Raw genomic sequence first — 15,660 nt, forward strand, 5'->3', positions numbered from 1 at the left:
GGCCCCGGCCCCGGCCCCGGTCCCCATTCTCGCCCCAACCACCGCACTTCCCCGGCCGCAGAGCCGGGGCCCACGGATACCTCCACTCGAGTGGAGCGGTGCAATAGGCCCCGGGTCTTCGCCCGGGGAAGTCCGTGGTGGGATGGGGCCGAGAGCAACGACTGCAACTGATGCTTTCAGCTCTGGGCTCTGGGCTCTGGGCTCTGGGCTCCCGCCCCGCCCCAAAACAAAAAGCCGCCATCTCCCGACGGCGGCTTTTCTCCCCCAAACAGGCGGCTGTTACTCGGCCGCCCAGTTTCCGTACATGATCGGCATCAGGCCCACGGTGTCCTTGAACCGGTTCCAGCTCTTGCGCTCGCGCGGGGTCCAGCCGGCCTCGGCCACGGCCGACAGGCGCGGGAACACCAGCCGGTCGAAGATCGCCCGGTCGGTCATGGATTCCGACCAGATGCAGCTCTGCACGCCCTTGAGGTGCTTGAGTTCCTCTTCGCTCCAGCCCTCGCCGGCGTCGAATTCGTAGGTTTCCTGCGGGCCGGACCAGCCGGCCCAGCCGGCGCCGGGTTCGGCCCAGGAAATGCCGTTGGCCATGTCGAGGTAGTAGCGCTGGCCCGGCGACACCACGATGTCGAAGCCGCGCGCGGCGAGCGCCTTGTTGATCTCCACATTGCGCCAGCCGATGACATAGGACTTTTCCTTGTCAACGGCATCGCCATGTGCCGCCTCTTCCCAGCCGCCGGTGACGGCGCCCTTGCTGGCGATGTATTTGTGGACGCGCTTGATGAATTCGGATTGCAGCACCGCCGTCGGCGAGCCTTCGATCTCGTCGGCGCCGTGGTGGTTGCCGAGCTGGTTGAACTGCTTCTCGTGCTTGGCGCGCATCGCCGGCCCCGCCAGCTTCTCGATCATGTCGAGAGCCAGGGGCGAGCCCGACCACGCGGCCAGCGGCACTTCGTCGGCGCCGAGATGGAAGATATTGGCCGGGAAGAGCTCCAGCACTTCGTCCACGACCGTCTCCACGAACTTGTAGACCGGCTCGTGCGCGGGGTTGAGGCTGTTGTTCGGGAAGCCCTGAACCGACTGATACTCGCCCTTTTCGGCGGGATCGCGCAGCTCGGGCAGCGCCTGGAGGGCGGCGTAGAAATGGCCGGGCATGTCGATTTCCGGGATCACCGCGATGCCGAGGCTATCGGCCAGCGCCACTACCTGGCGCACCACGTCCTTGCTGTAATAGCCGCCCGTCGGCTGCGGGCCGGAGCCGAGCAGTGGCGGCAGCGCCTTGCCGTGGCCGCGCCAGGCGGCGATTTCGGTGAGCTGCGGATAGGCGTCGATTTCGAGGCGCCAAGCCTCGTCTTCCGTCAGGTGCCAATGGAACTTGTTCATCTTGTTCCAGGACATGAGCTTGATCAGCCGCATGACCTCGGCGCCGGTATAGAACTGCCGCGCTACGTCGAGATGGCTGCCGCGGAATTCGAAGGCCGGCTCGTCCGTGATGGTGCCGCCGGTGGGGAACAGGAAAGTCTGCGGATATTGCCGCGCGCCACGCAGGATGTGCCCGAGCGTCACCAACCCATAGAACATGCCCTGCCGGGTGGTCGCCGAAACCGTGGCGCTGTTCTCACCAAAAGCGACTTCATAAGCCTCCGGCCCCATGCCCGCCTTTTCGACGATGCTGACCGGCATGCCAGCTTCCGAAGCCGGACGTACCAACGCCTCGACCGGGAAGAGATCATCCACCAGCCCGGCGAACGCCGCCGCGGCCCGATTGGCGGCCTCGCCCTGCGGCTTGAGGTCAAAGCCCGGCGGCGCGATGCGCGCACCCGTCGTGGCGACCGATTTCGGCCAGGGAATGATCGACACCGGCACAGCCGCCTTGGCCGGCACCGGGAACTTGGCCGCGCCCTTGAGCAGCGGCGCGTTGTGCCCCTTGCCCTTGGTCGGCGCGGTGCCGGTAACGACGACGGTGCCGTCCGCGAGCACGACATAGCCGGAATTGGCGCCGTCGCTCCAATGGCGCAGGCCATAGGACAGGCCGCGCGCCGTGGCCGTCCAGGTCTGACCAGGTTCGAGCACATAGCCGTCGGGCGGGGCGATCAATGTGTGGTTCGAGAGGCGCTTGAGCAGCTTGCCGTTTTCGAGCGTGGCGTGCGGATCGATGCGGGCCGGGCCGGAAAAACCGAGCTGGAAGCCGCTGACCGGCTCGCTTCCGGTATTGGTCAGCTCGATGCCGTAACCGAGCGGCTCGCCATCCTTGGCGGGCGTCCAGGTGGTGACCAGGGAAAAGCTGGGCATGAAATGTCTCGTGTTGGTCGCGGCCCCAGGCTCAGCGCCCGGGGAGGTTCGGAGGGCACGGGAACAATGGCTAGTCCCCGAGGGCTTGGCTGTCTTCACCGTCGCGGGTGACGATGAGCTGGTGCTTGATCCGCCGCATGCTGGCCACGGCGGCGGTCTGGATGCGCGTCGCCACGGTCTGGGAGACCGCGTCGATCATGGCCAGATAGGCGTAGCGCGAGGAGGACGGGCGCAGGATGTCGGGCTGCTCGGGCAGGTCGATACCCAGCAGCACGTCGGCCTCGGCCGCCACGGGCGAACCCGGGCGCGTCAGCACGATGCGCGGCATGCCGTATTCGCCGGCAATGGCGAGCGTGCGCGCCAATTGCTCGTTGTTGCCGCTCATCGAGGAGGCGATCACCGCCGTTCCCTTCGGCGCGCCCGCCGTGCGCATGAGCTGGGCCTGGTGGTCGAGGCACGAATTGATCCGCAGCCCCAGCCGGAACAGCCGGTTCTCGAATTCGGTGGCCACCATCGATGAGGCGCCGCCCGAGCCGAAAAGCAGCAGGTAATTGGCGTCGGCGATCTTCTCGGCCGCCTGCTCGATCGCCTCCGGGTCGATGGCGTCGAAGAAGGCGTAGAGCGAGGATTGCGCGTGATTGATGATGTTCTGCGCGATGTCGCGGGCGGTCTTGGGGCCTTCAGCCGGCTGCAGGTAGCGCTGGCCGACGAACCGGCTCTGCGCCAGTCGCACCTTGAACTCGGAAAAGCTCTCGCAGCCCACGCGCCGGCAGAAGCGCGTGACGGTGGGCGGCGATACCTCCGCGGACGCGGCCAGGTCGACGATCGAGGAGCTGAGCGCCGCCTCGACGTCCGACAGAATGAGGTCAGCCAGGCGTTTTTCGGACCGGCTGAAAGCCTCCTTCTCGGTCTGCAGGTATCCGACGAGGTCGAGCATCACTATCTCCTACATGCCCTTCCGCGGCGGAATGCCGGCGTCAGGCGGTTGGCTTAACGGCCAATCCGTTTTCGTCGAAAAGGTGGCACTGTGCAGGGTCGGCACTTACCGTAGCCGGCTTGCCCTCGGCAATATCGGGGTCGCCCTCGAAGAGCGCCGTGAAGCTCTCGCCGGCCGGCAGCGTCGAGTAAGACACCGTATGAATGCCCAGGCGCTCCACGATATTGGGCGTGAAGGTCAGCTGGAACTCGCCCCCGCCCAGCGTCAGGTGCTCGGGGCGGATGCCCACCAGCACGTCCTTGCCCACCAGGCCCGCCTTGCCGCGGCGCGGCAGCGTCACCGAGCCGACCTTGCCCAGGTCGATCGTGGCATTGCCGCCCTCGATCGAGGTGCACTTGCCCTTGATGAAGTTCATCTTGGGCGAGCCGATGAAGCCGGCGACGAAGAGGTTGTCCGGGTTGTGGTAGAGTTCGAGGGGCGAGCCCACCTGCTCGATCTTGCCGGAATTGAGCACGACGATCTTGTCGGCCATGGTCATGGCCTCGACCTGGTCGTGGGTCACGTAGACCATGGTGGAGCCGAGGCGCTTGTGCAGTTCCATCAGCTCGATGCGCATTTCCGAGCGGAGCGCGGCGTCGAGGTTGGAGAGCGGCTCGTCGAAGAGGAAGATCTTGGGCTCGCGCACGATGGCGCGGCCGATGGCGACGCGCTGGCGCTGGCCGCCGGAGAGCATGCCGGGGCGGTGTTCGAGGCGCGATTCAAGCTGCAGCACCTTGGCGGCGCGGCCGACGCGCTCCTTAACCTGCTCGTTGGGCAGGCGTTCCACGCGCAGCGGGAAGGCGATGTTTTCGAAGACCGTCATGTGCGGGTAGAGCGCGTAGCTCTGGAACACCATGGCGATGCCGCGCTTGACCGGCGGCAGGTTCTTGACCTCCTTGCCGGCGATGACGATTTCGCCGTCGGTCACGTCCTCCAGCCCCGCGATCATGCGCAGAAGCGTGGACTTGCCGCAGCCTGAAGGACCGACGAAGACGACGAATTCGCCCTCGTTCACATCCAGGTCGACGCCCTTGATGATCTCCACTTCGGCAAAAGACTTGCGCAGGCGCGAAAGGGTGAGTGCGGACATTGCTGTCAGGTCTCCGGCATCCGGCGCTCAAGGCCGGGTGAAAGCTTGTGGTTGCGGGTCGCCGCCGTCGGGAGAACCTTGGCGACGGCGACCCGCGGGGTCATGGCTTACTTGTACTGCTCGAGTTCGGCGGCTGCCTTCTTGAGGGCATCAGCCGGCTCGGCCTGGCCGGTCACGACCGACTGGACCATTTCGATCATGGTGTTCTGCAGGCCGATATAGTCGGTGAACAGCGGCTCCGGGCCACCGAACTGGATGCCATCCAGGAACGGCTTCCAATACGGGGTCTTGGCCAGCAGTTCGTCGGTCTGCGGCTGCAGCGGACGGAGCGGGGTCAGGCCCTGGGCCATTTCGGCAGCCCACTGGCGTTCGCCAGAGGTCAGGAACTTGGCGAGGCTGATGGCCTGCTCTTCAACACCGGTACCCTTGAACACGGCCAGCGAGTCCGTGATCAGCAGCGTGCCGGGGCCCTTGGCGTCCGGGCCGAGCGGGAGCGGAGCGACACCCCAGTTGAGGCCAGCTTCCTGGGCGCGGATGGCCGCACCAGCGGAGGCGTGGATCATGCCGAGCTTCTTGTCGAGCCAGATGGCGCGAACTTCGTTCTGCTCGTAGGCGGTCGGGCCTTCTTCGGCGTACTGGGTGATGTCCTTGAGCGCGGTCAGGGCAGCCAGGTTCTGCGGGCTGTCGAGCGTGATGTTGCCGTCAGCGTCGATGACCGAACCATTGTTGGTGTAAACCCAATGCAGGAACTGGTGCATGGTGTTGTCGAAGGTCTTGGCGACAACGCCGAAGCCGGCTGCATCGGTCTTCTCGGAGATGGCCTTGGCGAAGGCGATCTCTTCTTCCCAGGTCTTGGGCGGGGTTTCCGGATCGAGGCCGGCGGCCTTGAACAGGTCCTTGTTCCAGAACAGGGCCTTGGTGGAGAACGCCACCGGCACGCCCCACTGGGTGCCGTCGAACGTCACGGTTTCAGGAACGAAATTGTAGTAGGAGGCCTTTTCCTCGTCCGTCATCGGGATCGAGACGATCAGGTCGTTCTGGGCGAACTGCTTGAGCGTACGCGAACCGACATAGGCGAGCGCGACCGGGGTACCGGCGGCGGCGAGGGTCGTTACCTTATCCTGGCACTGGCCCCAGCCCACGATTTCCGGAACGACCTTGAAGCCGGGATTGGCAGCTTCCCATTCCTTGAAGTAGTCGGCATAGCCTGCGGTCAGCTCGTCGCCGCAGTTGATGAAGGTGATTTCCTTCACGTCCTGGGCGTACGCGGCCGGCGCGGCGCTGGCAAGAGCCAGCATCGACACGGCCAGTAGTCCGGTAATTTTGTTCATTAGTAGTCTCCCTTGATAGACGGCCCAAAGGGGCCGTTTCCCTACTGCTTGATGGCACCGGCGGTGAGGCCGGCCACCAGGTAGCGCTGCAAGAACACGATCACGATCATGACTGGCAGGATTCCGACGAAACTCGCGGCCATCAGCTCGTTCCAGACCACTTCCTGCTTGCCGAAGAAGGCGAACAGGCCAATCGGCAGCGGCATGAATTCGGACTTGGAGTTGAAGGTCAGCGCGAAGATGAACTGTTGGGCATAGGCGCCGATGAAGGTCATGATCGAGACCACGACGATGCCGGGCATGGCCAGCGGCAGGATCACGCGGCGCAGGGTGTAGAGGCGGCTGGCGCCATCGACCCAGGCGGCTTCGTCCAGCTCGCGCGGGATACGCATGAGATAGGTGCGCAGCAGCCAGATCGAGGACGGGATGAGGAAGGCGGCGCCCGGCACGATCATGGCCCAATAGGTATTGAGCAGGCCCATCGTGCGCATCAGCCGGAAGAGCGGGATGAGCAGCACCGCGCCCGAGAACATGTTGACCGCCAGGAACCCGCCCAGCATCAGGCCCGCCCCCGTGAAGGGGAACCGCGCGAAGGCATAGGCGGCGGGCACGACGATGGCTACGACGATGAGCGTGACGACGGTCGAGATGAAGAACGAATTGAAGATATAGAGCCCGAGCATGGGCACGCTCTGCCACATCGAGAAATAGGCATCGAACGAGCCGTTCTTGGGCCAGAAGCTGTAGGGCGTCGAGAACAGCAGGGCGAGCGGCTTGAGCGAAACCAGGAAGCCTTCGATGAACGGCGCCAGCACGAAGAACAGGAACACCGCGATGCCGGCATAGATGCCCACGACCTCGTACCAGCGGTAGCGGTCGATCATCGGTTTGGCGGAACGACGGGACTTCTTGCGCTTGGCCGGTGCGACGGCGCTTTCGTCCGATACTTCGGTGTCCGCCGTGGCGGCGGCGGCGGCGTTACGGGCGAGATGGCTCATTTGGCTTCTCCGGCGGTTAGCTTGCGGACAGCACGGAAGTAGGCGAGGCAGAAGAGCGTCACGAAGATACAGATCACCACGGCGCGGGCGGCGCCTTCGCCGTATTTGCGCGAGCCGATGGCGGTCTTGTAGGTGTCGATGATCATCGTGGTGGTCTGGCCGGACGGACCGCCCTGGGTCAGGATCCAGATGATGTCGAACGAGTTGAACGTGGCGATGAGCGAAAGCAGCGACATGGTGATGATCGCCGGGATCATCATCGGCAGCGTGATGCGGCGGAAGCGGTAGAAGCGCCCTGCCCCGTCGGTCCAGGCGGCCTCGTAGAGATCCTTGGGGATCGACTGCATGGCGGCGAGGAAATAGATCGTCACCATCGGCACGCCGATCCAGACGTCGGTGATGATCGTCGCCCAGAAGGCGGTCTCGCCATAGGCCAGCCACGCCATCGGCTTGTTGATGATGCCGAAATTCTGCAGCAGGCCCGAGATCATCCCGAACTGGCCGTTATACATCCAGCCCCACATGAAGATGCCGATGGCCATGGGCACGACCCAGGGCGGCATGGTGAGGATGCGGAAGAGCGTCTGGCCGGGCAGCGCGGCGTTGAGCAGCACGGCGCCGCAGGTGCCGATGATCATCTTGATGGACACCGAGAAGAACGTCCAGATGAACGTCCTGATGATGACCTCGGTGAAATTGCCGGCGGTGAAGATGCGCTGATAGTTCGCCCAGCCGATCCAGTCCGATTGCGGCTTGAGCGAAGCGTTGGTGAACGAGAGCAGGAACGTGTCGACCAGCGGATAGGCGACAATGGCAAGGATGTAGACCGTAGCCGGAGCCAGAAGAGCTAGGGCGAAGAGGGTGGCGGTACCTTGCCTGTTCATTGCGTCCTCCCTCAGACCTTGCGGCCAAGTGCAGTGTCGAAGCGTTCCCAGATGGGCGTCATGTCCACCACGCTTCGCGTCCGTCGCGCCTCGTCCATGGTAAGGGCGAGGAGCCCGGCCTCAAGCGCGTCCACCACCGAGACCGGCAGCGGATCGCCGTTGGTCACGTGGCGGGCGATGTCGGTCGCCATCTGCTCGTCGGCGCCATAGTGCTGGGACAGTTCGGACAGCTGGTAGGTGGTGTCGACCAGGCGGTTGGACGTACGGGAATCCGTCACCTGGAAGTAGTTGCGGATGAAGTCGCCCTCGGCCATGCCCTTGGAGCCGATGACCGCGAAGCGGCGGAAATCGTGCGGCACGGAGAGGTTGGTGTGGAACATCAGCGCCGAGCCGTTCTCGTATTCGACGTTGGCCACCTGGTAGTCGATGATGTCGCCGTCGCTGTCGAACACCTTGTCGCTGCCCATCCAGCCGGATGGCTTGCGATGGTAGACTTCGAGGTCGTTGATGCCGTGGCTTTCCGGCGCGTTCTCGGGGATGAAGATCTTGCGGCCGCCGAAGGACGACACGTATTTCGGGCGGCAGCCCATGACCCCGTTATAGAGATCGAGGTCGTGGCAGCACTTTTCGAGCATGAAGCCGCCGGCGAAGCGCTCGTAGCGCCGCCAGTCGCGCATGAAGAAGGCGCCGTGATAGGGCGGAATGGTTTCGGCCGCCTCGATCGAGACGACATCGCCGAGCATCCCCTCGGCCTGCGCCTTGCGCAGGTCCTTGTAGAGCGGGGCGTAGCGCAGCACGAGCCCGACCATCACGTTGTCCGAGCCGTACTGGTTGATGAGTTCGGCCAGCGCCAGGGTTTCCTCGACCGAGGTCACGACCGGCTTTTCGGTGAAGACCTTCTTGCCGTGTTCGAGGCCGGTGCGGATATGCCCGAGATGCATGTGGTTGGGCGAGCCGACCATGAGCACGTCGAGCTCAGCCTTTTCCAGCAGATCTTCGAGGGTGGGATAGATCGTTCCGAGGGAGACGCCGCGCTCGGTGGCGTAGGAGGCGCCGGCAGGCTCGGGATCGACATAGCCGACCACTTCGAAACCCGGCACCATTTCGGTGAATACGTGCGCCAAATACCCGAGCCGGAAGCCCAGCCCGATAATCCCTACCTTCATGACGCCCCTAACCCTTGGTCTTTTAGTGCGGTTATTTGCCGCTACGTTTGTAAACGATTTTCAAGACTAGGGTCCTGTCGTGGAGGATGTCAAGCGGGTTCGAAACGATTGCGCATACCAATCTAAGCCGGAACGGTGAAATCGGTTTCTGAGGTACGTTAAGCCCGGCTTTTGGGCGTTTACCGCATGAATTTCGTGCATTATGGTGAGAAACGAGGCGCCGTCCTGGGCGCGCCCACTTGTTCCTGTGCATGAGATGGAGGTTTTCATGGACAGGCGGAGGGGACCGCATAAATGTAAATTTGGTACATGCTGGCGCGCGCTGATCACAGCCGCGCCACATTGATGAACGCCTGCCGAACATTCCCGACCGAAACCTGACAACGAAAGTACGCTGATGTCCAGCTTTATGACCAACCCGTTCCCCAACGACCCCGACCGCCGCGAGATATGGACGATGCTGGTCGAGCGCGACATCGACGCGTTCCTGGCGGGCGACTGGGGCATGGTGGATGGCGACTTCGTCAGGGAAGGCTTCCTCGGCATCGACGCCGGCAAGTCCGACAACCCCGATTCCTGGCGCATCGGCTTTCCGACCCTCGATGTCTATCGCGAAGAGTGGCTGCGGCAGGCGGCCGAGGCGAAGAAGGTCAAATATGCGGAGGATCAGCGTACCGGCATCTTCCGCGCCACCAATCTCCAGCACATCGAGATCAACGGCGACATCGCGGTGGCGCACAAGAAGTTCGACGGCACCATCGCCCGGGCCGATGGCGGCAAGGACATCATGAACTGGCAGACGCTCTACTTCTGCCGCAAGGTCGGCGGGCAATGGAAGCTTACCGGCTTCATCGGCTACGCGCCCTTCCCCATGGGCACCGCCCGCACCGCTTAGGAAAAGCCCCACGGCGCAATCATTGGATTGCGCCGTTTCGTTTTCAATTGATCGATTCGAGTCCGGCAGATGTCTCCGAGCCGTTTGATAATGTTCATCTTCTTCCTGCAGCCGATTGCCTTCGGCAGTTGGTTGCCGCGCATTCCCGATGTGCAGCAGCATCTGGGCGTGGGTCCCGCGGGACTGGCGCTGGCGCTCCTGGGCATGCCCGTCGGCACCCTCCTCACCTTGCCCTTTGCCGGTCGCCTCGTCGCCAGCATCGGGGCGCGCGCCACTATCATCTATGGCTTCATCGTCTACAGCGCCGTCATGGCCCTTCCCGCGCTGGCCTGGAATGCCGAAACGCTCTTCGTGGCGCTGATGTTTGCCGGCTCGGCCGTCTCGACGCTTGAGCTCGGCCTCAACGTCAAGGCCGACGAGGTCGAGAAGCACGGCGGCAAGCCGATCATGAGCACGTGCCACGGCTTCTGGAGCCTGGGCATCATGGTCGGCAGCGTCGTCGGCTCGGTCTTTGCCGCCCTCGGCGTTCCCGCCGCCATCGCAATTCCGCTTGCCGCAATCATCGTGCTGCCGGTCGCCCTCTATGTCGGCAACCTGTTGCCCGACCATGGCAAGGAAGAGCGCGCTGCCGCGGCCACCGCGCCCAAGGCCAGATGGCAGCCGCCCGGCGCAATGCTGCTCGGCATCTGCCTCTTCGTCTTCGGCATCGGCATGACGGAAGGCGCGGTTGCCGATTGGTCGGCAGTGTTCCTGCGCGATGTCTTCGGCTCACCCACCGCCCAGGCCGGTATCGGCTATTCGGTCTTCGCTGCCCTCGTGGCCACCGGCCGCTTCAGCGGCGACTGGCTGCGCACGCGCTATGGCGCAGTGGCCGTCGCCCGTTTCTGCGGCACCTGCGCGCTGATCGGGCTGGCTATCGTCTATTTCGCCGGCTCGCCCGAAGTCGCCATCGTCGGCTTCGCCGTGGTCGGGTTCGGTGTCTCGGTGGGCTTCCCGCTGGCCGTCAGCGCTGCCGCCAGCCTCAAGGATCGCCCTGCTTCCTCGAGCGTGGCCACCCTGTCCTTCATCGCCCTCACCGGCTTCCTCATCGGGCCGCCGATGATCGGGTTCGTTGCCGAGCACACCAGCATGCGCGGCGGGCTCGCCATGCTGCTGCCCTTCCTCGGCCTCAGCCTCATCCTCACCGGCACGTTGCGGGCGGGGATGGGCCGGAAGGCGGAGCCGGCTTCGGCGGCCGCCTGACACGCATCAGGGTGGTGCCGCCAGTCGGCACCACCGCGCCCTCGCCTTACTTGCTCTTGTCTTCCAGCCACTTGAGCATGTCGGCGATCTCCTGCTCCTGGGCATCGATCACCTTCTGCGCCATGCCGCGCGCCCACTCGTCCTTGCCGTATTGCAGCTCGACCTTGGCCATGTCGATGGCGCCCTGATGGTGGGGATCATCCCGCAGACGAAGGCCACATCGATATCGGTCGCCGTCATGCCGGCTGCCATGTCGCCGTGCATGGCATCCATCGTCGCGGCCAGCGCCTTGTGCGCCTCGTCGCCTTCCGCAGGAGCGGCCGCCATGGCCGACATGTCATGGCCCTTGGCGTTTTCGAGGCAGATCGCCGGCAGCTTCGATTCGGGCGCGGCGGCGCCGCCATGCATCGAATGATCCTGCGCGATAGCCGGTGCCGCGACCAGCACGAGAGCCGCAGCGATCACTTTGGGAAGCAAATGCATCCTCTTTCCTTTCATCCATAAATCGACCCGGCGCCCGTTCTGGGCCTTGCCATGGTTGTAAGGTCAAGGCGTGGGATGGATGAAAGGCGAAGGGCGCCGGAACCGGTCCGACGCCCTTTTTGTCAGGTCAGGCGACCTTGAACGTATGCGCTTCGCCGTCGATGACGATGGTGACATCGCCCGCGAAGACGCCCTGGAGCGTCGCCACTTCGTGGCCGGTGAAGTTACCGCTGCCGGTGGTGTCCACGCTCAGGATCGTGTTGCCGCCCGATGCCGAGAGGTTGACGTACTGGCTGGACTGCGCGTCGTTGAAATGGCCGTTCAGCAGCTCCTGGAGGTCAATCGCATCCTCGCCGACGACGTAGTCGGTGATGGTGTCCGCGTTCGCCGCGCCCGTATGGGAGAAGACGAACGTGTCGTTGCCCGCACCACCCGTCAGCGTATCGTTGCCAGGGCCACCGGCGAGAATGTCGTTGCCCGCGCCACCAATCAGGATATCGCTGCCGGCGCCGCCCGACAGGAAATTGTCGTGGCTGTTGCCGATGAGCAGATCATTGCCCAGGCCGCCGATAATGCCTTCGATACCGGTCAGCTTGTCGCCGTCGGCGTCGCCGCCACCGATCGTGCCGGCAGCCGGGTTCGCCATGTCGGCCGGCGCGCCTGAGGCATGTCCGTCATCCGCGAGGCGGATGGACAGGTTGCCGAGGCTGCCGTTGTAGTCGACGATATCGAAGCCGTTGCCGCCCACGATGGTGTCATGGTGCGCGCTGGCTGCAATCACGTCGTCGCCATTCGTGCCGTTGAGCGTGTAGTCGCTTCCCGAAGCAGCCGAGACCTGGTCGATATGAACCGTCTGGGCCGAAGACTGGTCGCCATCGCCGTCGACCGCCACAACCTTGAAATCGAGGTGCAGGTCCGGCGGCGGCATCGCGACGTCGTAGGACCAGCTCTCGATCTTGAACTTGCCGGCGGTGCAGTCGATCTCGATGGCATTGAACGGGATCGACGGGTCAATGACCAGCACGCCGTTGACGACCTGCGCCACGCCGGACTGCGATCCGATCACGGTCGTGCCGTCGCTGGCATAGTTATAGGCCGTCCAGCTGACAGTGCGGCTGCCGCTTCCCAGCTCGTCCACGTTGAAAGTCAGGGCTTCGACGAGCTGGCCGTTCACGCCAGGCGTGTTGTTGTGCGCGGTGTCGCCGACCTTGAAGAACTCGAGGCTGAACCGGTCGCCCTGCTCGATGTTGTTGTTGTCGACACCGAAACCAGCGCCCGACGGGTTGATGGTATGGCCGCCCATGGCCTGGATTTCCACCGTACCGCCGGCAACATCGAAATAGCTCTGCTTCTGGCCGGCCGAAATCGCCGTGTCGCTGACGGTCTTGGAGGTGCCAGTCTGCGGGGTGTGCAGCTCGTAGGTATAGGTGCCGTCCGCGCGGACGGTCAGCGAGAACACTTCGGTCGCGCCCGACATACCGTGCAGCGTGGTGGTGCCGTTCTCGCCATAGGTGGTCTGGTAGGTGATGCCCTTGATGGCCGGGCCGGTGATCTCGAAATGATCGATGCCATCGGCGCCCGGCGCCACGGCGAAGAGGCCGGAAACCGTGCCGGTTTCATTCGGGATCACGCCCGTGGTGAATTCCCCGAGCACCGGCATGTCATCGACGACCTGAACGTCGAACGAGCCATTGCCCTGGCTGCCGTCGGCATCGGTCACGACGAACGAGATGCCGTTGAGCGTCACCGCATCCTCGCCGCCGGCCCCATGGGTAACCGACTTTTCGAGCACGACCTCATAGGTATAGGTCACCTGGCCCGCGGCATTGGCTGCGCCGGCCGAGACGATGGCAACGGTCATCACCGTCACCCCGCCCACGGCGCCCGTCAGCGTGCGGCCGTCGCCCGAGAGCGTCCAGGCGACGTCGCCGCCCAGCGCCTTGAGCTGGCTGTCGAGCCCGGAGGCCGAGAGCTGAATCGCGCCCAGGGCATCCGCCGGCACGTCATTGCCGTAGCCCACCGTGATCGTGCCGGTATAGGCGGCGCTGCCCGTCGAGGTGACCTCCCCCGCCCGGCCGTGATCGGCGCTGGCGCCCGGCAGCCCGTCCTCATCGACGACCGCCGTGGCGTTGTTCACGACGACCACCGGCTTGGAATCGGTCTTGAGCTCGATAGTCACCGTCGCCGTGGAGCTGTCGCCGTCGCGGTCGGTGATGGTGTAGTCGAACGTCACCGTGCCTTCTTCGCCGGCTGCGGGCGTGTAGGTGAAGGTGCCATCCCCGTTATAGGTGATGACGCCAGTGCCACCGCTCAGGCTGCCCGCAACAGCCTTGACGCCGTTCACCAGGTCAACGCCATCGGCGCCCTGGGCGTCGTTGGAGAGCACGTCGACGGTCACCGGCTCGTTCTCGTGCGCCTGGGTCGCGCTGTCGCCCGCTGCAACGGGCAGCGAGTCGTTGACGGTCAGGTCGAAGGAGCCGGAAACCGTCTGGCCGCCATCGCCATCGGTGGCGAGGAAATCGACCTGCACATTCACGTTGTCTTCGACATCGGCGCCCGGATGCCCGACCGCTTCATACTGCGTCACGAGGTAATTGTAGGTGACCGTGCCGTCGCCATTGGGCGTTGCGGTCACGGTGATGGTGATCACCTGCCGCGCCCCGCCGTCGACCGTGCCGATGAGGCCGCCGGCGCCGTCGCTGGCGAATTCCACCACCTTGCCGTCGGCGGTCTTGAGCGCCCCGATGCCCGTCAGCTCGAAGCTCGAGCCGGCATCGTCGGCGCCGTAGTCGATGGTCACCGAACCGCCGCTCGTGGAAACGCCACCAGCCAGGGTGCCGTCGTCGTCGGTTGCCACGTCGGTCGCGGCAACGGAGATGACCGGGGCGGAATCGGGCTGCAGTTCGATCGTCACCGTCGCCGTGGATTCGTCACCGTCGCTGTCGGTGATGGTGTACTGGAACGTCACCGTGCCCTCTTCGCCGGCAGCGGGCGTGTAGGTGAAGGTACCGTCCCCGTTATAGGTGATGACACCCGTGCCACCGGCGAGGCTGCCGGTAACGAACTTCACGGCCGTCGCCAGGTCGACACCGTCGGCGCCGCGCACGTCGTTGCCGATCACATCGACCGTCACCGGATCGTTTTCGTGGGCCTGCGTCTGCTTGTCGTCATTGGCCGTGGGCGCATCGTCGACGATGTTGACCGTCAGCGTGCCCGTGCCGATATCGCCGTCCGTATCGGTAATCGTCACCGGGAACGACACCGACGTGTGGTCGCCCGACGTGTTGACGCCAAGCGTATAGGTGTAGCTGATGGTACCGGCGCCGGTTACGGGATCGAAGCTATAGCCCGTCACCACCAGCTTGCCGGTCGCATCGCTGAGCAGCGTTTGGGGGAAGCCGGCCAGCAGGTCGATGGCCTTGCCGCCGATCGCGATCGAACCAACGCCGTCGGCAGCCGAGAAGCTCACCTGCCCGCTCGTCGTCTCGCCGCCGCTGCCGTTCTTGGAGCCGCCCGGCAGGCCGGATTCGTAAACGAAGGTCCCGGCCGCACCGGCGCTCGGATTGCCCGCATCGCCTGCCGGCGGCGTCACCGTCACGTCATTGTTCACGCGATCCGCGCCGCGGAGAGCAATGGGTTCGCCGCCGCGCTCGTCGAAGGTGGGAACGTTGAGGAAGAGCTCGGTCGGGGCCAGCAGGTCGGCATAGCCGAGGCCATCGCCGATGCCCTCCGGGTCGACCCAGCCGAAATTGCCATGCGAACCGTCCGCGCCGCCGCTCGTCGGGCCGGCTGCCGTCTCGATGCCGTCTGCCGCGAAGAGCTGCGCTACCGCCTGGGGCGGAACTTCGACGCCGCCGACGAAAAGGGTCAGCCCCTGCACCGCGCCGCTCGGCAGCACCACCACGGACCCATCCGGCTGGACGAATTCGAGGTCGGTGCCGTTCTGGCGCACCTGGCTGATATCGGCGCCTTCGGGAAGCCGGGCCGTGTGCCCCTCGCCGATCTCGACGATGACCCGCGCCGGACCGTCGGTGACCTCTGCGACCCGTACGGCACCCGCGGCAGCAATAGCCGAAGGCAGACCCTGTACATGCGGAAGTTTGTTACCCGACGTTACCTGTCCAGCAGCGAATTCGTTGGGCGAACGGCCGGACTTATTGTCTGCAGTCATGAAATTCCCTTGGGCCGGCGGCCCCGATTAACACTCGATTAATCGCGGGATTTCACATCTGGGCTTGTAGTTGAAAGTGGCCCAAACCGGCCAAAGCATAGCCGGTTATACAAACAGGTCGGTTTCTTTATTAAC

The 15,660-nt window shown here is 64.6% G+C and carries 12 protein-coding genes; 2 read left to right on the top strand and 10 right to left on the bottom strand.

Annotated features, from left to right (window positions below):
* Positions 1-279: 279 nt before the first annotated feature.
* The 7 genes from JNE37_RS00990 to JNE37_RS01020 all read right to left on the bottom strand — a co-directional run bounded on the left by JNE37_RS00990 (position 280) and on the right by JNE37_RS01020 (position 8,734).
* Positions 280-2,289, bottom strand: a complete 2,010-nt coding sequence (locus tag JNE37_RS00990; protein WP_203065038.1) for a family 20 glycosylhydrolase — start codon at positions 2,287-2,289, stop codon at positions 280-282.
* 70 nt (positions 2,290-2,359) lie between these two features.
* Complete coding sequence (locus JNE37_RS00995) at positions 2,360-3,226, bottom strand: MurR/RpiR family transcriptional regulator (RefSeq protein WP_035027693.1); 867 nt, start codon at positions 3,224-3,226, stop codon at positions 2,360-2,362.
* A 40-nt stretch (positions 3,227-3,266) separates the two neighbouring features.
* The gene (locus JNE37_RS01000) at positions 3,267-4,355 is read right to left on the bottom strand and encodes an ABC transporter ATP-binding protein (RefSeq protein ID WP_035027696.1); all 1,089 of its coding nucleotides are present in this window, start codon (positions 4,353-4,355) and stop codon (positions 3,267-3,269) included.
* A 107-nt stretch (positions 4,356-4,462) separates the two neighbouring features.
* Positions 4,463-5,686, bottom strand: a complete 1,224-nt coding sequence (locus tag JNE37_RS01005; RefSeq protein ID WP_052014881.1) for an extracellular solute-binding protein — start codon at positions 5,684-5,686, stop codon at positions 4,463-4,465.
* Positions 5,687-5,727: 41 nt separating this feature from the next.
* Positions 5,728-6,570: a carbohydrate ABC transporter permease gene (locus JNE37_RS01010; protein ID WP_035027954.1), complete on the bottom strand. Its 843-nt coding sequence runs from the start codon at positions 6,568-6,570 to the stop codon at positions 5,728-5,730.
* Positions 6,571-6,680: 110 nt separating this feature from the next.
* The gene (locus tag JNE37_RS01015; protein ID WP_035027699.1) at positions 6,681-7,568 is read right to left on the bottom strand and encodes a carbohydrate ABC transporter permease; all 888 of its coding nucleotides are present in this window, start codon (positions 7,566-7,568) and stop codon (positions 6,681-6,683) included.
* 11 nt (positions 7,569-7,579) lie between these two features.
* A complete protein-coding gene (locus tag JNE37_RS01020; protein ID WP_203065039.1) occupies positions 7,580-8,734 on the bottom strand; it encodes a Gfo/Idh/MocA family protein in 1,155 nt (384 codons plus the stop codon).
* Positions 8,735-9,131: 397 nt separating this feature from the next.
* On the opposite strand from JNE37_RS01020, the gene JNE37_RS01025 reads away from it, so the two are divergent.
* Together JNE37_RS01025 and JNE37_RS01030 are read left to right on the top strand one after the other, a co-directional pair.
* Complete coding sequence (locus tag JNE37_RS01025; protein ID WP_203065040.1) at positions 9,132-9,629, top strand: hypothetical protein; 498 nt, start codon at positions 9,132-9,134, stop codon at positions 9,627-9,629.
* Between the two features lie 90 nt (positions 9,630-9,719).
* Positions 9,720-10,871: an MFS transporter gene (locus JNE37_RS01030; protein ID WP_246513449.1), complete on the top strand. Its 1,152-nt coding sequence runs from the start codon at positions 9,720-9,722 to the stop codon at positions 10,869-10,871.
* A 46-nt stretch (positions 10,872-10,917) separates the two neighbouring features.
* Here the strand turns inward: JNE37_RS01030 and JNE37_RS22840 are convergent, their stop codons facing one another.
* From JNE37_RS22840 to JNE37_RS22760, 3 genes are all read right to left on the bottom strand, one after another.
* Positions 10,918-11,028 (bottom strand): hypothetical protein, encoded by a 111-nt coding sequence (locus JNE37_RS22840; protein WP_425511506.1) that lies wholly within the window; start codon positions 11,026-11,028, stop codon positions 10,918-10,920.
* On the bottom strand, positions 10,980-11,354 hold the full coding sequence (locus tag JNE37_RS22845; protein WP_425511500.1) for a hypothetical protein: 375 nt from the start codon (positions 11,352-11,354) through the stop codon (positions 10,980-10,982). The genes JNE37_RS22840 and JNE37_RS22845 overlap by 49 nt, the downstream gene beginning before the upstream one ends.
* A gap of 127 nt (positions 11,355-11,481) precedes the next feature.
* On the bottom strand, positions 11,482-15,525 hold the full coding sequence (locus tag JNE37_RS22760; protein WP_203065042.1) for an Ig-like domain-containing protein: 4,044 nt from the start codon (positions 15,523-15,525) through the stop codon (positions 11,482-11,484).
* Between the last annotated feature and the right edge of the window lie 135 nt (positions 15,526-15,660).

This window comes from Paradevosia shaoguanensis (genome assembly GCF_016801025.1).
Classification (GTDB): Bacteria; Pseudomonadota; Alphaproteobacteria; order Rhizobiales; family Devosiaceae; genus Paradevosia; species Paradevosia shaoguanensis.